The sequence below is a fragment of the Kitasatospora purpeofusca genome (genome assembly GCF_034043715.1).
GTDB classification, from domain to species: Bacteria; Actinomycetota; Actinomycetes; order Streptomycetales; family Streptomycetaceae; genus Kitasatospora; species Kitasatospora purpeofusca_A.
In genome coordinates this window covers 49,002-67,754 of the sequence record NZ_JAXCLC010000021.1, presented here as the reverse complement: position 1 = coordinate 67,754, position 18,753 = coordinate 49,002, and the positions used below count along the sequence as shown (strand labels likewise).

14 protein-coding genes are annotated in these 18,753 nt (G+C 76.2%); 4 read left to right on the top strand and 10 right to left on the bottom strand.

Going from position 1 to position 18,753, the window contains the following annotated elements:
• Position 1 precedes the first annotated feature (1 nt).
• Complete coding sequence (locus SM793_RS13505) at positions 2–331, bottom strand: hypothetical protein (protein WP_320438395.1); 330 nt, start codon at positions 329–331, stop codon at positions 2–4.
• Positions 332–567: 236 nt separating this feature from the next.
• Here SM793_RS13505 and SM793_RS13500 point away from each other — a divergent pair, with 236 nt between their 5' ends.
• Positions 568–2,085 (top strand): competence protein CoiA family protein, encoded by a 1,518-nt coding sequence (locus SM793_RS13500; RefSeq protein WP_320438394.1) that lies wholly within the window; start codon positions 568–570, stop codon positions 2,083–2,085.
• Positions 2,086–2,235: 150 nt separating this feature from the next.
• Here SM793_RS13500 and SM793_RS13495 read toward each other — a convergent pair whose 3' ends face one another.
• Entirely contained in the window at positions 2,236–3,846 is a 1,611-nt protein-coding gene (locus SM793_RS13495; RefSeq protein WP_320438393.1) for a hypothetical protein, read from the bottom strand.
• A 419-nt stretch (positions 3,847–4,265) separates the two neighbouring features.
• Here SM793_RS13495 and SM793_RS13490 point away from each other — a divergent pair, with 419 nt between their 5' ends.
• The gene (locus SM793_RS13490; protein ID WP_320438392.1) at positions 4,266–4,706 is read left to right on the top strand and encodes a hypothetical protein; all 441 of its coding nucleotides are present in this window, start codon (positions 4,266–4,268) and stop codon (positions 4,704–4,706) included.
• Here the strand turns inward: SM793_RS13490 and SM793_RS13485 are convergent.
• The 8 genes from SM793_RS13485 to SM793_RS13450 all read right to left on the bottom strand — a co-directional run bounded on the left by SM793_RS13485 (position 4,685) and on the right by SM793_RS13450 (position 15,779).
• Positions 4,685–5,509 carry a helix-turn-helix transcriptional regulator gene (locus SM793_RS13485; RefSeq protein ID WP_320438391.1) on the bottom strand — a complete coding sequence of 275 codons (825 nt, stop codon included), beginning with the start codon at positions 5,507–5,509 and terminating at the stop codon, positions 4,685–4,687. The genes SM793_RS13490 and SM793_RS13485 overlap by 22 nt on opposite strands.
• Positions 5,510–5,682: 173 nt before the next feature.
• Entirely contained in the window at positions 5,683–7,044 is a 1,362-nt protein-coding gene (locus tag SM793_RS13480) for a DUF2252 domain-containing protein (RefSeq protein ID WP_320438390.1), read from the bottom strand.
• Between the two features lie 364 nt (positions 7,045–7,408).
• Positions 7,409–9,037: a multicopper oxidase family protein gene (locus SM793_RS13475; RefSeq protein ID WP_320438389.1), complete on the bottom strand. Its 1,629-nt coding sequence runs from the start codon at positions 9,035–9,037 to the stop codon at positions 7,409–7,411.
• Positions 9,034–9,672, bottom strand: coding sequence for a hypothetical protein (locus SM793_RS13470; protein WP_320438388.1), 639 nt, complete (start codon positions 9,670–9,672; stop codon positions 9,034–9,036). Before SM793_RS13470 ends, SM793_RS13475 begins: the two co-directional genes overlap by 4 nt.
• 486 nt (positions 9,673–10,158) lie before the next feature.
• Positions 10,159–12,720 (bottom strand): FtsX-like permease family protein, encoded by a 2,562-nt coding sequence (locus SM793_RS13465; RefSeq protein ID WP_320438387.1) that lies wholly within the window; start codon positions 12,718–12,720, stop codon positions 10,159–10,161.
• A complete protein-coding gene (locus tag SM793_RS13460) occupies positions 12,717–13,577 on the bottom strand; it encodes an ABC transporter ATP-binding protein (protein ID WP_320438386.1) in 861 nt (286 codons plus the stop codon). The genes SM793_RS13465 and SM793_RS13460 overlap by 4 nt, the downstream gene beginning before the upstream one ends.
• A gap of 274 nt (positions 13,578–13,851) precedes the next feature.
• Complete coding sequence (locus tag SM793_RS13455) at positions 13,852–14,643, bottom strand: aminotransferase class IV (protein ID WP_320438385.1); 792 nt, start codon at positions 14,641–14,643, stop codon at positions 13,852–13,854.
• Positions 14,644–14,702: 59 nt separating this feature from the next.
• Complete coding sequence (locus SM793_RS13450) at positions 14,703–15,779, bottom strand: GNAT family N-acetyltransferase (RefSeq protein ID WP_320438384.1); 1,077 nt, start codon at positions 15,777–15,779, stop codon at positions 14,703–14,705.
• Positions 15,780–16,242: 463 nt separating this feature from the next.
• Between SM793_RS13450 and SM793_RS13445 the strand changes: the two genes are divergently transcribed.
• Positions 16,243–17,514: a glycosyltransferase 87 family protein gene (locus SM793_RS13445; protein ID WP_320438383.1), complete on the top strand. Its 1,272-nt coding sequence runs from the start codon at positions 16,243–16,245 to the stop codon at positions 17,512–17,514.
• Positions 17,511–18,740, top strand: a complete 1,230-nt coding sequence (locus SM793_RS13440) for a glycosyltransferase family 4 protein (protein ID WP_320438382.1) — start codon at positions 17,511–17,513, stop codon at positions 18,738–18,740. Before SM793_RS13445 ends, SM793_RS13440 begins: the two co-directional genes overlap by 4 nt.
• The last annotated feature ends 13 nt before the right edge of the window (positions 18,741–18,753 follow it).

Sequence of the window (18,753 nt, the reverse complement as noted above, 5' to 3'; positions counted from 1 at the left end):
ACTACGCCAACTCCAGCGCCTCCCAGGCGAACTCCTCGCCCCACCCCGGCTCGCGGCGGGCCCAGGCGGCCATGGCGGCGATCACCGGCCCGGGGTCGTCGAGCTTCACCTGGAAGTGCCGGTCGGCGCCGCCGTCCCGGTACTCGAAGGAGTACTCGCCCCCGCGCTCGTGCCACACCTGCACGTAGACGTCGGGCTCGTCGGGTATCCGCTCGACCACCACAAAGCGGTCCCGCCTGCCCCCGATCCGCCGCACCAGCCCGGCCAACGCCTCGGCGTCCGGCCGGGCGCAGTTCCGGTCGTCTTCCGTCCGCACCGTGATCTCCAGCATGAACCGGATCCTGGCACGGGCCACTGACAACTCCGCCCTCCACAAGCCCCCCGGCCTCCGGGACCGACCGCGGCGCGAGTGGGAAGTCGACGTATCCGACTTCCCGCACGCGCCGGGCATGGTCTCGCTTGAGCAACACATGTCGTCGGGCCAGGACGCCTCCGCCATCCTCGCGCTACGGTCCATGACCACCAACGTCAGCCCGACCGCCCGCCGTTGAAGGACACCACTGCGCAATGTCCGACGAGTTGTTCGATCACCGGAAGGTTCAGACCGCCGTCATCGGCGACAAGCACTCAGACGATCCCGTGCTCCTGCCCTTCGAACCGGAACCCCTGGATGCCTTCAGGAAGCGCCACCAGGGCGCCACCTTCTGGTGCGGCACACTGCTGGGAGGGTGCGGCAAAGAACTCACCACCAAACGGTACGTCTCCCGGGTCTGCCACTTCGCCCACCATCCGCCGGTCCATTGCAACCGGACCGCGACCGGGGAGAACAGCGCCGACCACCTCTTCATCAAGAGGGCTGTCGACAACTGGCTCCGCTCCCAGCGCATCCGTGCTGTCGCCGATTTCGAGGGGGCCGTTCCCAACGGTCTGATCGGGTTGAACTTCACCGCGATCGCCCTCCGCGCTGTGGTGAGCATCCAGTTCGGGCGGCAGAGCGTCAGTTCCTGGCAGGCTCGACATGCCGACCTGACCCGTCGTGGCACGCGACAGGTGAGCTGGCTCTTCGGCCCGGAGACGATGCTCACTCGACAGTTCATCGATCTGCACGGCCACGCGCTCCGAGTGGCCTGTCACACGGTCGACCACACCAGGCAGGTCAGGATCGGTGTGGAGAGTTCCGAGCACCGGATCACATGGCACGGATTCGACGAATTCGCCATGACGGAGTCGGGAATCCACCTCCACGGCAGGGCGGGCCACAAGAGTGAGGAGGGGAGAACACCGCAGGTGGGCGCCGCCGCACCGGTCGTGTCACAACCGGCATCCGTCCCGGTCGTCCCCCCTTCTCTCACAACGCCGGTAACAGCGACGGTGGTCCGGATCATCTCCCAGCCACGTCCGGTGGGGCCGAATCCAGGGGCGCACGGCCACCATTCCGCATTCGAGGCCCGGTTGGACCAGCAGAACGGCCCCGCCGTTCGGGTCTGCTTGAAGGTGCCGGGTCCATTACCGCTCGTCGAGGTCGGAGTGCGGTACGAGGTCCGGAATCCGCAGGAGCCCTACAAGGGTGACTCCCGAAAGACAGCCTGGCTCCCGTGGGTGGTGGAAGGCTCCGCCCTGGCCCGTGTGCGACCGTCGAAGGCGAAGAAGCCGGACCGGCGAACGAAAGAGCACCGACTCGTCGCCGCCCGGAACGCGCTGGCCGGATTCCCCACCGCTCTTCCGAACACTCTCCGGCCCTCCCTGAGCACCGCACAGAATGCCGGCGACACCGCTCAACTGTCGCTTCTCTGCAGCCTTGCACTCGAGAAGTGCCGCGTCGCCCGACCGGACGTCCGGTGGGACACCCGGCATGCGATAGCAGACGCCCTCGCGTGGCTGTTGCTTCATGACCGGAGCCAGGAACAGAACGTGCTGCGGGGGCTCGTCTCCGACCTCAGACGGTCGACGGCCGGGAACGACCGCGAGGAACTGCTGGACTTCCTCACCGTGGCCGAGGTGCTCTCCCGAACGATCGCCTCGGGTTCCAAGGCGATCGACCGCGAATCCCTCGAAGCCGCACAGCGCAAGCTGACCAGCCTGTGAAAGGTCGGAGGCTCGGCGATCCCGTTTCGGAGGTGCCACTGCTGATCCTGCTCCGCCCCGGCTGCCCCGGGGGAAACCCGGGGCAGCTGCTCGGCGTCGCGGTGGCTCGGTGGGCACCCCGGCGGTTGCCGGAGTGCCGGGCCGAGGGGGTCAGCTCTTCGGGGTGGGAGTGGGCAGGGTGCCGGCGAGGAGGGGCCATTCGCGGTGGAAGGCGGGGAGGGGGAGCCTGCCCTCGATCAGCGGGGTGCCGAAGATCTTGAGGTGGGCGAGCAGTGCGCCGTTGAGGTCGATGCCGCCGACGAGGGCCCAGCTGCCCTGGACCCGGGGCGTGCCGCCGGGGACGTCCACGGCGAGGGAGCCGTCGGCCTTGGCCTGGAGGTAGGGGGCGACGGTGGCCTCGACGCCGACCGCGTCGTAGAGGCCGACGCTGACCTCGGTGCCGAGAGTGGCGCGGACGGAGGCCTTGCCGTCGAGGCGGACGTGGACCGGGGAGACCTCGGTGTCGGGGGCGTCGGCGGCGGAGGTCCAGCCCCGGCCGCCGCCGGTCCAGTCGGCGCGGACGGCCCAGGTGCCGGTGGCCTCCTGCTCGGCCTCGACGTGGACCTGGCCGTCGGCGCCGACCTCCAGGTAGCAGGTGAGGGCGAGGTTGACGACGACCGGCAGCCCGGCGACGGTCAGCACCGGGCTGGCCTGGAGCTTGGCGAAGGGGACGCGGACCGGCGCGGCGGTGGCGCGGGCGAAGTCGCCGGTGACCTTCCAGTGGGCGCGGGCGCCGAGGTCGAAGCCGATGGAGGCGGTGCGCGGGGTGCCGACGCCGGCGCCGTGGTAGGCGAAGCGGACGGACGGGTGGAGGGCGAGTGCGCCGGTGGCCTCGGCGGTGGCGCCGCCCGGCAGCGGGATCGGGGCCTTGGCGTCGACCTCCAGGGTGCCGGAGGCCTCCGCCCTGGTGGTGCCGTCCTCCCGGCCGACGGTGGCCGTGACGTCCTTGACCAGCGGGGTGACCTTGATCGCCTTGGGGTCGACGGGGACGGTGCCGTCGACCTCGGCGGCGCCGAGCAGTTCGGGCAGGGTGGCCGGGCGGGTGGCGAGGCCGAGGGTGTTGCCGGCGCCGGGGTGGACGGCGGTGACGGCGAGGAGCGCGCCCTGCGGGGCGGCGTCGGTGGGCGGGCTGGCGATCAGGCGCCCGGGCTGGACGGCCTGGGTGAGGGCCGGGACGGCGGAGGGTGAAGGCGTGACGGCAGCGGAGGCGGGGACCGAGGGCGCGGCGGGCGCGGCGGGCGCGGACAGGACGGCGGTACCGGCGGCCGGGTCGTAGGCGGTGAGCCGGAGGTCGGTGGCCGCCGCCGGGGTGGCGGCGGAGCCGTCGGCGGACGGGGTGCCGACGGCCACGGTCTGGGCGCCGGGCCGCGCGGCCGCGACCGGCAGGGGCAGTGGGGCGGGGCCCGACGGCGGCGCGACGGCGGCCGCCGTCGGGGCCGAGGAGGGCGGGGGCACGGCGGCGGAGGACCCGCCGGGGGCCGGGGTGGCCGCCTTTCCGGCGGGCCGGGCGGCGGCGGCCGAGGCGTGCGCGGTCGGGGCGGCCCCGGACGCGGGGGCCGCCGGGTTCGCCGTGCCGGTGGCGGCGACGGGGACGGCGGACTGCACGTCGACGGCGGCCGGCGCGGCCCGGCCGTCGCCGGAGGCGGGCCCGCAGGCGGCGACGCCGAGCAGGAGCAGGGAGGCGAGGGCAGGCCGGACGGCCGGGACGAGAGGACTCTTCACCGGGGCTCTTTCAGCGGCGTGTTCCACACGGGCGGCGGCGCACGGACCGTACGCGCCCGCCCGGGAACGAGGGTGGGTGGTGGCAAAGGGGGGAGCGCGGCCCGCACGGCCACGCGGATCGTCATGTTACTGACGAGAAATCAGCTTGTCGAAGACATGCCCGGATGGCGGTCGGAGCCCCGAGTGCACCTCAGGCGCCTTGCCACCAAGGGTGGTTGGCATACGTCCGGCGTCCGGCCACCCCCGTTCGGCGGGGTCCGGGCGGCTCGCAATCCACCACTCGGCGGGGCCCCTCCCCCGCCGGTGGACGGGCCCGGGGGCGGGCCGCCGGCATTCCCCGCCGGGAATTGTCGGGCCTCCCTCCGTCTCCCAGGATGGGTGGCGCGAAGGACGACTACGAGGGGAACGAGGAAGTCACGATGAGCACGAGGACCAGCACCGGCACCGGCACCGCGCAGCGGATCGCCGACCGCTATGTCGCACTCTGGAACGAGCCCGATCCGGAGCGGCGGCGCCGGGCGATCGAGGAGCTGTGGGCGGCGGACGGCGTCCACCTGCTCCAGCCGCCCGAGGACATCCGTGAGCGCGCGGCCGAACTCGGCTTCGCGGAGACGGTGTTGGAGGCGCGCGGCCACGACGCCCTGGAGCGGCGGGTGGCCCGCGCGCACGAGGAGTTCGTGGCCGGCGGCGACTACGTGTTCCGCGAGCAGGGCGAGGCGGTCCGGGTCGGGGACGCCGTCAAGCTCACCTGGGTGATGGTGCGCCCGGGCGAGGCCGAGGTGCTCGGCGGCGGGGTGGAGGTGCTGGTGCTGGACAAGGACGACCGGATCGCGACCGACTACCAGTTCCCCGGACTCTGATCCCCCAGGTTCCGATCTCCCGGGCGCCGATCCCCCGGGCTCAAATCCCCTGACCCCCGCTCCGCATAGGCGCGCAGGGCGGCGGCCGTCGGCTCGTCGACCGGCAGGAAGGCCTCCAGCCGCAGTTCGGCGAGCGTGACGTCGACGGCGGTGGCGAAGGTGGTCACCGTCGTCATCAGGTGCAACTCGCCGAAGGGGCTGCGCAGATGCAGCGGGACGGCGAAGCCCAGGTGGTCCCGGGCGGCCGGTGCGGCGTCCAACGGCGGCACGTAGCCCGCCAGTTCATCGTGCAGCTCGGTCAGGTGGGCGGTCGCCGCCAGCACATGCCGGGACCACGCCGGGAAGTTGACGATCCTCGGGGCGAGCCCGGCCGGGTGCAGGGCGAGCCGGTAGGCGTTCGCGCCCGGGCCGAGCAGCTCCGGCGCGGCCCCGTCGGTCAGCAGTCCGAGCGCGGCGTTGGCCGCGACGATGCCGCCCCGGCCGTCCACCACCACGGCGGGATAGGGGAGATGACCCTCCAGGATGTGGCCGAGCGCGGACCGGACGGGTGCCAGCTCGGGCCCGTCGAGCGGGCACTCCGCGTACACGGGGGCGTAACCAGCCGCCAGCAGCAGCTCGTTGCGCTCACGCAGTGACAGGTCGAGCGACTCGGCGAGCCGCACGACCATGCCGCGCCCGGGCGCCGAGCGGCCCGACTCCATGAAGCTGAGGTGGCGCTGGGTGGTGCCGGCCCGGCCGGCGAGTTCGAGTTGGCTGAGGCGGCGGCCGGTACGGCGCTCGCGGAGCGTACGGGGAAAGTCCACGACAGCCAGTTGTAGCCGGAGCGGGGCCGGAGGGCCATTCCCCGGAGGGAATGCGCGGCGAACCCTCGGGGCGGCGCCGGTCCGGCCGGCACCGCCCAGGGGGCCCGTCCCGGGGCGCCCCGTCGCTCAGAAGCCCCGACGCCCGGCGGCCCCGCCCCCAGAGGCTCCGCCGCTCAGAGGCCCCGGTGCGCCGTCACCGTGCCGTCGCCGATCGCCGCCAGCAGCTCGGCGTGGTCGGCGGCGGTCCGGTCGGCGTACCGGACCGAGAAGTCGGCGACGGCCTCGGCGAAGACGTCCGAGCGGCCCAGGTAGCCGGCGACGGCGAACCGGTCGCCGGAGCGGGCGTGCGCGCGGGCGAGGGTGCGCCCGCAGAGGTCGGCGTACTGGCGCAGGTCGGCGGGCGTCATCCGGGCGATGTCCGCCGAGCCCTTCATGTCGCGCAGCTGGCGCCCGTAGAAGTGCCGGCCGGCCGGGCCGGTGGTCCAGCCGAGGAAGATGTCGCTGGCCGCCTGCATGAGGTGCTGGCCGGTGACGACCCGGCGACCGCCGTGGACCACCGGGGCCTCGGCGGACGGACGGGAGACGGGCAGGTGCTCCTCCAGCACGGACCGCCCGGCCTCCTTGATCTGCAGGAACAGCGGGTCGCTCTCGTCCCGCCCGAACAGCAGCAGGATGAAGCAGCGGGTGCCGACGCTGCCGACGCCGACCACCTTGCGGGCGACGTCCACCAGTTGGAACCGGTCGAGCAGGACGCGGCGGTCCTCGGACAGGGTGGCCCGGTAGTCGCCGTAGATCTTGCCGACCTGCCGCAGTTCGTCCTCCGGCAGCCGCTCGATCAGCGGCGGGTCGTCGACGATCCGGCGCCGCCCGTCCTCGCCCTTCTCGGTGAGCTTGCCGAAGGCCTGGAGGCTGGTGCGGCGGCGCGCCTTGTCCAGGTTCGCCTCGACGCGCTTGCGGCGCCCGCCCCTGCCGACCAGCGGCAGGATGTCCTCGGCGTCGATCCGGGCGTACCAGACGTCGAGTTCGCCCAGCTCGGCCAGGCGGCGGACGGCACCGGCGTAGCCCTGCGCGGCGGTGAGCGCGGCCCGGCGGACGTGTTCCTCGCTGTGGCCGTTGTCCCGGGCCGCGACGGCGACGCTGGCGGCGAGGCGCTTGACGTCCCACTCGAACGGGCCGGGGTAGGTCTCGTCGAAGTCGTTGACGTCGAAGAGCAGCGCGCGCTCCGGCGAGGCGTACACGCCGAAGTTCAACAGGTGGGCATCGCCGCACAGTTGGACGGTGATACCGGTGTCGGGGACGGCCGCCAGATCGGCGGCCATGACGGCGGCGGAGCCGCGCAGGAAGGCGAACGGCGATTCGGCCATCCGCCCGTAGCGGATCGGGCCGAGGTCGGCGAGCCGGTCCTCGGCCTGCCGGGCCAGGACGGCCAGCGGGTCGGGCCGGTCGGCGGCGGGGATCCAGGGGCCGTGGGCGGAACGCGGTACGCGCTCGCGGGCGGCCCGGCCGCGCCGCCGGCGTTCGGTCGGACTGGTCATGCGCGGCTCCTCGGTGCGTCCGTCCTGCGGGTCCGTCGCCCTGCGGGTCCGCCGCCCTACAGGCCCGTCGTACAGGCCCGTCGTGCGGGTCCGTCGTACGGGTCCGTCCTGCTGCGGGGACGGCGGCGCCGGGTGGGACGGTGGCCGGGGCGGGGTCCGGGTGGTCCGGGCGCTCCCGCGGTCCTCCCCGAGACGCTAGATCACGCCCGGCGCCACGGCATGTCGGGACCGGACGGCCCGCGCCCGGGGCGGGGCGGCTCGGCCGGGGCGGGACGGGCCTCCGGTCGGCCAGCCCGGTCGCCCCCGTTCCCCCGTCACCCGCCCCCGTCACCCGTCCGCGCTCCGCCGAACGGGCCGGCGCCGGTCACTCGACCACGAAGTCCGCCATCATCGCCATGTCCTCGTGCTCCAGGTTGTGGCAGTGCAGCATGTACGTCCCCGCGAAGTCGGTGAACCGCACCAGCACCTCCACCGCCTCGGCCGGCCGCAGGTCCACGGTGTCCTTCCAGCCCGCGTCGTACGGCCCCGGGGCCTTGCCGTTGCGGGAGAGCACCTGGAAGGCGTTCAGGTGCACGTGGACGGGGTGGTGGACGTCCGAGAAGAACCGCCAGATCTCGGTGGAGCCGAGCGCCGTCCGGGCGAGCGCGCGGCCCGGCTCGTAGGGCTGGTTGTTGATCGTCCAGCCCGCGTCGCGGCTGCGCCGGAAGCCGAAGGTCCGGGTGGTGACGGCCGCGGCCGGATCGAGCCGCTCCAGGGTGCAGAGCCGTTCGGGGACCGTCGAGTCGTCGCGCACCGGCCGCGAGGAGACGTCGAAGAGCATGACCTCCTCCGTCCGCCCGCTGCCGAACCGGTTCATCAGCCGGACCTGGGTGCCGGCCGGGTAGCGGGAGAAGTCGACCACCAGGTCGAAGCGCTCGGCGGGCGCGATCTCGACCGCGTCGTGCGTGATCGGCTGCTCCAGCAGGCCGCCGTCGCCGCCGATCTGGACCAGGGCGCCGCCGCCGGACGGCTGAGGGTCGAGTTCGAGCCGGTAGAGGCGCGTGTTGGAGGCGTTGAGCACCCGCAGCCGGTAGCGGGCCCGGTCCACCTCGGCGCGCGGCCAGGGGGTGCCGTTGACCAGGACGACGTCGCCGAGGACGCCGTTCATGTAGTCCTCGGTGACGCCGGGGACGGCGAGTGTCGCGTCGGCGGCGGGGTAGGCGAAGGAGCCGTCGGCGGCGAAGGAGCGGTCGGCGAGCATCAGCGGCAGTTCGCGCTCGCCGCGCGGCAGCGGCAGGGCGTCCTCCTCCTCGTCACGGACCAGGTGGAAGCCGGCCAGGCCGCGCCAGACGCCGGGGCCGGTGAAGCCCATCCGGTGGTCGTGGTACCAGAGGGTGGCGGCGCGCTGGCGGCACGGGTAGGCGTAGGTGCGCTCGCCGGTGACGGTCCGGGAGAGGTCGGCGCCCGCCGCGCCCGGCATGCCCGGCATTCCGGCCATGCCCGCCATTCCGGCCGTCGCGTGGCCCGCGTGCTCGGGGTGGGCGGCCCAGGTGGAACGGTCGGCGGACGAGCCGACCGGGAGCAGCAGGTCCACCGGGTAGCCGTCGCTCTCCGCCGGGGTGTGGCCGCCGTGGAGGTGGACCACCGTGGGCACCGCCAGCTCGTTGCGGTGCCGCACCACCATCTCCCGGCCGGAGCGGGCCACCAGGGTCGGACCGGGGAAGGTCCCGCCGTACGTCCAGGCTTCGGTGCGCAGGCCGGGCAGGATCTCCAGCCGGGCGGCCCGCTGGGTGATCTCGTAGTGGTCCGCGGTGGCGTCGGAGCGGACGGGGGCGAGGACCGCCGGGACGGGCAGCGGCAGCTGGAACGCCGCCGGCAGCGGGACCTCACTGCTCAGCAGCCGGCCCGGCCGGGCCTCGGCCAGCAGCCGGGCGGCCGTCGGGCCCGCGAAGGCCCCGACGGCGCCCGCGCCGAGCACGGCCGCGCCGGCGCCGAGGAACCGGCGGCGGTTCACGGGGACACCTCCACCGCGTCGGCCCCCGCGCCGGTGGGCCGGGGCAGCCGGCCGGAGCCGCTGTCACCGGTCCCGGTGCCGGTGCCGGACTCGGTGCCGAATTCGGCGAGCGGTTCGACGAGCCGCTCGGCGTCCGGCGGCGAAGGCGGCAAAGGCGAAGGCGCCGGGACCGGGACCGGCCGCCAGGCGCCGACCAGGCCGAACAGCAGCCCGCTGACCAGCAGCACGCCGAGGGTGACGTGCACACCGACCGCCCGCTCGTAGCCGGTCCCCATCTGCGCCCCGGACGCGGCCAGCAGCAGCGCGGTGGCACCGAGCGGCCACCACGGCCCGCGCCCGCCGCCCGCTCCCCCGCCCCGGCGGACCAGCGCGGCCACCGGCAGCTGGGCGATCAGCAGACCGCCCAGGGCCATCGCGGCCAGCTCGTGCGCCCGCAGCGCCTCGTAGTGGCCGTTCAGGAAGCTGCCGGCCAGCACCGTCTGGGCCAGCCCCAGCGCGGCCGACGCGGTCGCGGTGGCCCGCAGCAGCAGCCGCGGCAGGCGGGCCCCCGGGGGGACGGCCGGGGAAGGGGCCGACGGACTCGCCGCGGGGAGCGACTGCGGGCGGGACGTGCGGGCCACGGGGGGACTGCTCAACGGTCGGCCTTCTCTCTGCCGGACACCGCGGCGGAGCGGACAGGCCGGGATGACAGGCATGCCGGACCCGCTCGGCGCGCGGGTGGTTGGGGTTGGTGTGACGTGGCACTACGGGCGCGCGCCACCTGGACGGACGCGGCCGTGAGCGTAACTGATCACACATCACTATCGGCGCGGCTCAAGGGCTTTACGGCCGACGACCACTCTCGCGCGGCTGTTCAGCGTGGCTTTGTCACCCGAACGGCCGGTGCGACGCCCCCGCGCCGGCCACCGTCGCGAGACCCCGCCAAGGCACGCGCGCCTGCGCGTGCCCCCGCGCGCGCAGAGCCGTGCGCGCGGGCACGCCCGCGCGAAGGGCCCCGGTCCGCCGGCGACACCTCCGTCGCCCTCGGTGGACCGGGGCCCGGACCCGAAGGCCGCCCCTCCTCGCGCCGCTACTGCTTGTCGCGCGCCCCTCCTCGCCGCGCCCCTCCTCGCCCTGCGCCGCTACTGCTTGCCGCCGCTCATCGCGATCGGGCGGGAGCGCAGCAGCGCCCTGGCCGGCAGAGCCGTCGCGGCCAGGCAGAGCGCCACCGCCCCGGCGGCCAGCGGCAGCGCCGTCCCCGGCGGCACGTACGGCGTGGCGCCGGTGAGGCCCCGGGTGATCGGTACCAGGGTGACCCAGGCAATCACCGCGCCGACCCCCAGACCGGTCGCGGCCACCAGCAGCGCCTCCCAGCGCATCATGCGGCGCACCTGCCCCCGGGTGGTCCCGGCCAGCCGGAGCAGCGCCACCTCGCGCCGCCGGTCCAGCACCGTCATCACCAGGGTGTTCGCGGCCGTGACCGCGGCGAACCCGCCGAGCACCCCGGCCATCACCGTGTTCGCCCAGGCACCCATCTCCTGGTCCTTGTCCGCCTGCGCCCCGAAGCCCGCCCGGTCGGTGACGGTCATTCCCGGGACGCCGAGCCCCGCCAGCCCCCGGGCGACCGCCGCCCGGTCCGCGCCGGGCGCGTCCGCGACCAGCACCTGCTGGTCGTACGCCGCGGTGACGTGCTCCGCGACCGCCGCCCTCGGCAGCAGCACCTGGCCGAAGCCCAGCCCGCGCCCGTAGGTGGCGACCACCAGCGGCCGGGCCTCCGTCCCGTCGCCGAGCCAGAGCCGCACCCGCTCGCCGACCCCTGCGCCCAGCGTGGAGGCCAGGGTGGCGTCCAGCGCGACGGTGTCCGGGGACCGGCCCAGGTCGGCGAGCGAACCGGTGCGGACATCGAGGTCGAGCACCCGGGGCAGCCGGGACGGGTCGCCGGTGATGCCCAGCGCGGTGGCCGAGTCCAGATCGTGGCCCTGGCGGTACACGACACCGGTGCGCAGCACGCCGACGGCCGCCTCCACACCGGGCAGCCCGGCCGCACTCCCGACCACCCCGGGGGTCCCGGCGGCCCCGGCAGCACCCGGCACGGCGGCCGGCAGGCCGGGGCCGGTGGAGCCGAGCACGTGGTCGGCGGTGAGACCGGCCCGGACCTGCTCGGCGCTCTCGTGCCGGACGGTGCTCTGCATGAACAGCAGGGTGCCGCAGAAGGCGGTGACCATGGCGATCGGCGTGATCGCCGAGGCCAGCCGGCGGGCGTTGGCGCGGGTGTTGTCGGCCGCCAGCGAGCCGGGCGCGCCGCCGGCCCGCAGCGGCACCCCGAGCAGTCCGGCCGCGACCCGGGCCACCCAGGGACCGAGCAGGGCGACCGCCGTCAGGAAGCACATCACCACGCCCAGCGCGGTGTTGGCGGCGTCGGAGCCGTTCAGCCCGGCGGCGACCCCGGCGAGCACGACGCCGCCGGCGGTGAAGAGCAGGCCCAGGCCGGTGCGGATCCAGCCCGGCCGGGACGGTTCGACGGCCGCCGCGCCCAGGGCCTGGCTCGCCCGCATCCGGGCCGGGCGGCGGGCCGCGAAGAAGCCGGCCGCGAGGGCCGCGAGCGTGCACAGCACCACCGCCGCGACCATCGGCAGCGGCCCGACGGACAGTTCGACCGCCTCCGGGACGGCCCCGCGCTCCACCAACCCGCCGAACCACCACCGGGCCAGGCCCAGGCCGGGAAGGATGCCGCTCACGGCGGCGAGCGGCGCGACCAGCATCGCCTCGGTGGCGATGGTGCGGCGGATCTGCCGGGGCGTGGCGCCGACGGCGCGCAGCAGCGCGAACTCGCGGGCGCGCTGGCCGGTGGCCAGGGCCACGGTGGAGACCACCACGAACACGGCGGTCATGGTGGCGACGCCGCCGAAGGAGCCGCCGATCCCGGCCAGCGCCTCGCGGGCCCCGGTGAGCGCCGGCTGCTCGACGGTGCCCCGGTCCCGGCCGGTCCGCACCTCGGCGGCGCCGCCCACGGCCGTCCCGACCTGGGCGGCGAGCGCCTTGGCGGTCACCCCCTCGCGCGGCTGGACGGCGATCGCGTCCACCCGGCCGGGGTGGCCCGAGAGCCGGTCGGCCCGCTGGTCGGCGAACCAGGCCGTGGGCCCGGCCGGCTGCGGGGCGGCGAGGCCGGAGATCCGGTAACTCCCGCTGCCGCCCGGCGCGGTGAGCGCCACGGTGCCACCGGGGGCCAGCCGTGCGGCGCGCGCGGTGTCGGCGTCCAGCACGACCTCGTCGGCGCCGGGGGCGCGGCCCTCGACCAGGCGGTCCTGCGGGCCGGCGATGCCGAGCGCGGCGAAGCCCCGGCCGGTGAGCGGGCCGGGCCCGCCCTGCAGCGGGAACGCGCTGTCCGGGCGGGCGGCCGCCACCCCCGGCTGCGCGGCGATCCGGGCAGTCAGCGCCGCGTCCACCCGGGCCCGGTCGGGGAGGGGCTGCTCCTCGGTGTCGGTGTCCTCGCCGTTCCGGAAGGTGATGCCGACGGTCGGGTCGGCGGCCACCACGACGGGGGCGTCCGCGTACCGGCCGGCCGGCACCGAGGCGGTGATCCCGGTCTGCAGCAGGGTGCCGCAGGCCGTGATCACGGCGGCGGCGAAGAACAGCGCGACGAAGGTCCCGACGAAGGAGGCGGGACGGAAGCGCACCGAGGCGCGGGCGAGTCCGTTGCTCATGCCGCGGCCTCCAGCGGGCGGGCGGTCAGCGACACCATCCGGTCGGCGACGGTCTTCGGGTCCGGGCGGTACAGCTCGTCGGCGAGGGCGCCGTCGGCCAGGAACACCACCCGGTCGGCGAACGAGGCCGCCACCGGGTCGTGGGTGACCATGACGACGGTGGCGCCCATCGTGTCCACCGCGTCCCGCAGCAGGCCGAGCACCTCGTGCGCGGTACGGGTGTCCAGCGCGCCGGTCGGCTCGTCCGCGAACAGCACGTCCGGAGCGGTGATCAGCGCCCGGGCGATCGCCACCCGCTGCTGCTGGCCGCCGGACAGCTGCCCCGGCCGCCGCCCGGCGTGCTCCCCGAGGCCGACCCGGGCGAGCAGCTCCCGGGCCCGGGAGCGGTCCTGCCGCTCACCGGCGAGACGCAGCGGGAGCAGCACGTTCTGCAGCACCGTCAGCGAGGGCAGCAGGTTGAAGGACTGGAAGACGAAGCCGATCCGGCCTCGGCGCAGCTTGGTCAGCCGGTCCTCGCTCAGCCGGGTGATCTCCTCGCCGCCCAGGTGGACCTCGCCGGCGGTCGGGCGGTCCAGTCCGGCCGCGCACTGCAGGAAGGTGCTCTTGCCGGAGCCGGACGGTCCCATCACGGCGGTGAAGGTGCCCCGGCCGAGCGCCAGATCGATGCCGCGCAGCGCGTGCACGGCCTCGGCGCCGCGGCCGTAGCTGCGCCGGACACCGCGCAGCTCGATCGCGGTGTGCCCGGCGTACGCGGTGTGCGCGGTGTGCCCGGCGTACGCGGTGTGCGCGGCGTTCCCGGGGGACGCGGCGGGGTGGCCGGTCGGCTCGGGCCGGGGGCGGGAACGGCGGGGTGACATGGTGGGCCTTCCTTCGTGGATCGTCGCCGGTGGTCGACGTGTTCCAGGCTAGGAAGGCGGGGTGCGGCGGACCATGGAGTCCGCTGGCGGACGTGGGGTGGGGTTATCCCCCGGAGTGTCCACCGGGTACCCGCTCGGGGCGTCCGCCGGGTGTCCGCCCGGGTGGCCGGGTCGCCGCCCCGGGGTGGAGCCGCGCCCGGGCCACCGGCGCGGCCGGGGGCCGTTCGGCGCCGGCCTTCGTGCGGCGGCGAGCCCGGGACGTCCCGACGGCAGGTCAGATCTCCTCGCCCGGCACGCTCTCGTAGGCGGCGCGCAACTCCGCGACGACGGGGTGGGCGGGGTCGAAGGAGGTGCCGTCGATCGCCGCGATCGGGCGGACACCGACGCCCGCGTTGACGGCGACGGCGGCGACGAAGCGGTCCAGGCCGACCGGGGCGAGCGCCTCGCGCCGCTGCGGCCCCGGGTGGGCGCGCGCGAGCAGCGCGGCGGTGACACCGGGCAGTGCGGCGTCGGTGTCCGGCCAGACCAGCGCGCGGCCGTCGTGCAGGGCGAGGTTCCAGGTGGCGCCCTCGGCGAGGTGTCCGGCGCCGTCCAGCAGCAGGGCGTCGTCGTAGCCGTCGAGTTGCGCGGTCCGGCGCTGATGGAGCAGGCCGAACAGGCCCACGTGCTTCACCTCCGGCAGCTCGCGCCGGTACGCGGTGGTGCGGACCCGCAGCGGGCCGGGCGCGGCGGCGGGCGCGGGGCGGGTGGTGACCAGCAGGTGGGGCACGGCTGGGGCGGCCGGGCGCTCCAGTCCGAGCGCCGGGTCGAACACGGTCACCCGGACGATCACCGGCGCGCCGTCCGCCGGGAGCACCCGGCGGATCCGGGCCCGGACCTCCGCGCGGTCCAGCTCGGCACCGAAGACCGTACGGCAGTCGCGGACCAGGCGGTCCAGGTGGAGCGCGAGGCCGCGGGCGCGGCCGGACTCGGCGCGCAGGGTGGTGAAGTGGCCGTAGTTGAGCAGGCCCAGGGCCGCCAGCCGGGCGGGGTCGGCGGGGCCGCCGTCGATCTCGATCTCTGCCATGGCGTCGAGTCTCCCAGGGCCGGGGCTCCGGGGCGGGGGCTTGGCGGCGGGCGGCGGGCCTACGGTGCTACCGCGCCGGGGCGGGCGGCCGGGGCGGCGGCGGGCAGCTCGACCCCCGGCAGCTCAACTCCCGGCAGGGCCGTGGCGGGCGGGGCGGCCGTCCGGTCGGCGGCGCTGTGCCGCCGCTCCAACTGCTCGATCCGGTGGGCCAGCCCCTCCGGCTCCCCGCCGTCGGACCAGCGCCAGGACTCCGCCCACCACTGCGGGCCGCGGACCAGCGGACGGCCGGCGAGCGCCAGGTGCAGCGCGAGCGTCGAGCGGGCGTAGTCGTGCACCCAGCCGTCCGCCTGCCGGTACGCGGCGGTCTCGTCCAACCGCAGCCAGCGGCCCTCGCGGCCGGCGGCGAGCAGCGGCGTCCAGACCTCCCCGGCGGGGGCGCCCGACGGTCGGTCGGCGACCAGCAGCACCAGTCGGCCGTGCTCCTCCCGGACCTGGTAGGGCGGGAGTTGGGGCATCCGGGTGAGACCGATGGCGTGCTTCCAGGACCGCACCCAGAGGCCCCGGCGCAGGTAGTAGCGGACCGCCTGGGGCCAGGCCCAGTCCGCCTCCAGCCGGTAGCCGGGCAGGCCCTCGGCGGTGGCGGCGCGGTAGACCCGGTCGAGGGCCGCGGCGGCCAGGCCCCGGCCGCGCGCGTCGGGGCGCAGATGGAGCGAGGAGACGGCCAACTGGCCCGCACCCCTGGTCCAGTTGTCGACCGCGACGGTCCCGACCGGCCCGGCGCCACGGCCGGGCCGGGCGCCACCGTCCTGCCGGGCGTCGTCCCGCGTGCCGGAGGGACCGCCCGGACCGCCCGGACCGCCCGGACCGCCGCCGCCCAGCAGCCAGTAGCGGCGCCGGTAGAGCTCGCCGCCCGGCCATTCGCGGCCGGACTCGCCGAGCCGGGCGCGCAGCCGGGCCTCCTCGGCCGGACCGATCGCCGCCGGATCGACCAGCTCGCCCAACTCCCCCTCGGCGCAGGCCGCGAGGTCCCAGAGCGCGAACTCGCGCCCCTCCTCGTCGGCCACCGCCCGCAGGGAGGGGGCCGCGGCCAATCGTTCCTGCACCCGCTCGACCGCCATGTCCCAGGACTTCACCACACCGCCCACGATAGCGAGCGATCGGCACTGTGTGTAATTCGGTGGACACCGAACGTCAGGTCGGATACGAATGCTCTTGTTCGGAAAGTCCGCTGTCGAGGAGGAGTTCAGCGCCATGCCCGTCGTCCGCACCGCCCGCACCGGCCCCGGAGCCCGGGGGCCGCCCGGCGCGCCCGCCCGGTGGTAGGGGAAACCCGACCAAAGGACTCGACCTGACCGCCATGACCTCGCTGACCTGCGCCGCTGCAATGAAGTGGTGCTGATTCACCGCGTCCGTACCCCGCGTCCGCCCGTTCCCGGCCCCGCCGTTCGCCTTGCCGCTCGCCCCGCCCGTCACTCCCTCCGTCACCCCGACACCGGCACCGGTTCCCGCCCCGGTCCTCGCACCGCTGCCGGCGACCGTCGGGTCCACCGCGTCCCCCGTCCTCCCGGCGGGCGGCGGGCGCTTTGGAGCGGCGGGTGGGTGCTCGCCGCCGGGTGGGCGGGGGCGTTCCCGCTCGTCTCGGGGCTGGGTCCGCACCGGAGTTGGGGGCTGTGCGCGGCGGCGGGGTACCTGGCGGCGGCGGTCGCCGTGCTGGTGCTGCCCCGACGGTGGGCGCGCGCGGGCTCGGTGGCGGTCGCGCTCCTCGGCGCGGTTCTCGTGCCGCTGCTCGTCCTGGTGGTGGGCGGGCAGGGGCAGAGCGAGGTCGCCGTCATCGAGCGGTCGGGCGAGTTGCTGCTCCGGCACGGGACGCCGTACCTGGCCGAGCCGCGCACGGTCGCGGAGTACACGCCCTACCTCCCCGGGATGGCACTGTTCGGACTGCCCCGCGCCCTGTTCGGTGCGGACGGCTGGCCGGCCAGGGTGGCCGGGGACGCCCGGCTCTGGTGCGCAGCCGCGTTCCTCGGCTGCCTGGCCGCCGCCGTCCTGCCGACCCGGCGCCGCGCCGGGCGGCCCGGCCCCACGGCGGCGCGCAGGGCGACGGTCACCGCGGCGCGCACGGGCGCACTCCCCGCCGCGCTCCCGACGGCGGCGCTGGTCGCCTCGCCGGTGGTCGCGCTGCCGCTGTGCGTCAGCGGGGTCGACCTGCCGCTGACCGGCCTCTGCGTGCTCGCCCTGGCCCTGGCCGGCCGGGCCCGGCCGGTCACCGCCGGGTGGGTGCTCGCCCTGGCCTGCGCGCTCAAGTGGACGGCCTGGCCGGCGGTCGCGGTGGTCGTCGCCCTGCTCGCGGCCACCTCCGGACGGCGCGCCGCGCTGCGGGCCGCCGTCACCGCCGCCGCCGGCACGGCCGCCCTGGTGCTGCCCTGCGCGCTGCGTTCCCCGGGGCCGCTGCTGCGGCAGGTGTTCGCCTTCCCCACCGGGCGCGGCGACCTGCCCACCCCGGCGAGCAGCCCGCTGCCCGGGCGGCTGCTCGCCGACCTCGGCCCGGCCGGCTGGTACGCGGCGCTCGCGCTGCTGCTCCTCGCCGGGGCCGCCGTCGCCCGGTCCCTGGTGCGCCGCCCGCCGCGGGACACCCGCGCCGCCGCCGACCGGCTCGCCCTCGGCCTCGCCCTGGCGTTCCTGCTCGCCCCCGCGGGCCGGTTCGGCTACCTCGCGCTGCCCGCCCTCCTGGTGCTCCTCCCCCGGCTGTCCCGACTCCCCGGCTTCCCTCTCCTCCCTCACCTTCCCCGCCGCTCCCGGCTCTCCCGGCTCCCGTTCCTCTCCCGTCCGCACACACCCCGTCCGCACGCACCCCAGGTGGTTCCCGCCCCATGACCGGCACCCTCATCGTCACCAATGACTTCCCGCCCCGTCAGGGCGGCATCGAGACCTTCGTCCACGCCATGGCCACCCGGCTGCCCGCCGGGGAGGTCGTCGTCTACACCTCCGCCGAACCGGGTGGCGACCGGCACGACGCCGCGCTGCCGTTCCCGGTGGTCCGCGACCGGTCCCGGATGCTGCTGCCCACTCCCCGGGTGACCCGGCGGGCCGCCGAGCTCGCCCGGGCGTACGGGTGTGACCGGGTCTGGTTCGGCGCCGCCGCCCCGCTCGCCGCGATGACCCCGGAGCTGCGGCGGCAGGCGCCCGGCATACGGCGGACCGTCGCCACCACCCACGGGCACGAGATCTGGTGGGCCCGGACCCCCGTCGCCCGGCGCCTGCTGCGGCGGATCGGCGACAGCGTCGACGTCGTCACCTACCTCGGCGCCCACACCCGCGAGCGGATCGCCCCGGCGCTCGGCCCGGCGGCCCGGCTGGAGCGGCTGGTCCCGGGCGTCGACACCGAGCTGTTCCGCCCCGGGACGCGCGAGGAGGCCGCCGACCCGCGCGCGCCCGTGATCCTCTGCGTGGCGCGGCTCGTCCCGCGCAAGGGGCAGGACACCCTCGTCCGGGCGCTCCCACTGATCCGGCGGAGCGTGCCGGGGGCGGTCCTGGTCCTGGTCGGCCGGGGCCCCGCCGAACGCCGGCTGCGCGAACTCGCCCGGCGGCACACCGCGCCCGGCGCGGTCGTCTTCGCCGGCGGCCACGAACACGCGCAGACGCCCGCCGACTACGCCTCGGCCGATGTGTTCGCGATGCCGTGCCGCACCCGCCGGGGCGGGCTGGAGGCCGAGGGCCTGGGCATCGTCTTCCTGGAGGCGGCCGCCGCCGGACTACCGGTGGTCGTCGGCCGCTCGGGCGGCGCGCCGGACGCCGTCCTCGACGGCGTCAACGGCGCCGTGGTGGACGGCCGGGACCCGGCCGCCGTCGCGGCGGCGATCATCGGCATCCTCCGCGCCCCCGCCGCCGAACGCGACCGGATGGGCGCCGCCGGACGCCGGTGGGTCCGCAGCCACTGGTCCTGGAACACCACCGCCGACCGCCTGGCCACCCTCCTCACCCCACCACCGCAAGGCCGACCCGCCCCGCTCCACGCGCTCGGCCCCCTCGCCGCGCGACCGGCCGACACGCGACCGACCGACACGCGACCGGCCGACCCGGGACCGACCGAAATGCAGTAACGCCTTGTCAGGT

Bases quoted from the DNA above. Each gene is read 5' to 3' on its own strand.
- SM793_RS13505 (WP_320438395.1), bottom strand. From the start codon at position 331: ATGCTGGAGATCACGGTGCGGACGGAAGACGACCGGAACTGCGCCCGG.
- SM793_RS13465 (WP_320438387.1), bottom strand. From the start codon at position 12,720: ATGAGCAACGGACTCGCCCGCGCCTCGGTGCGCTTCCGTCCCGCCTCC.
- SM793_RS13455 (WP_320438385.1), bottom strand. From the start codon at position 14,643: ATGGCAGAGATCGAGATCGACGGCGGCCCCGCCGACCCCGCCCGGCTG.
- SM793_RS13480 (WP_320438390.1), bottom strand. From the start codon at position 7,044: ATGACCAGTCCGACCGAACGCCGGCGGCGCGGCCGGGCCGCCCGCGAG.
- SM793_RS13460 (WP_320438386.1), bottom strand. From the start codon at position 13,577: ATGTCACCCCGCCGTTCCCGCCCCCGGCCCGAGCCGACCGGCCACCCC.
- SM793_RS13490 (WP_320438392.1), top strand. From the start codon at position 4,266: ATGAGCACGAGGACCAGCACCGGCACCGGCACCGCGCAGCGGATCGCC.
- SM793_RS13440 (WP_320438382.1), top strand. From the start codon at position 17,511: ATGACCGGCACCCTCATCGTCACCAATGACTTCCCGCCCCGTCAGGGC.
- SM793_RS13500 (WP_320438394.1), top strand. From the start codon at position 568: ATGTCCGACGAGTTGTTCGATCACCGGAAGGTTCAGACCGCCGTCATC.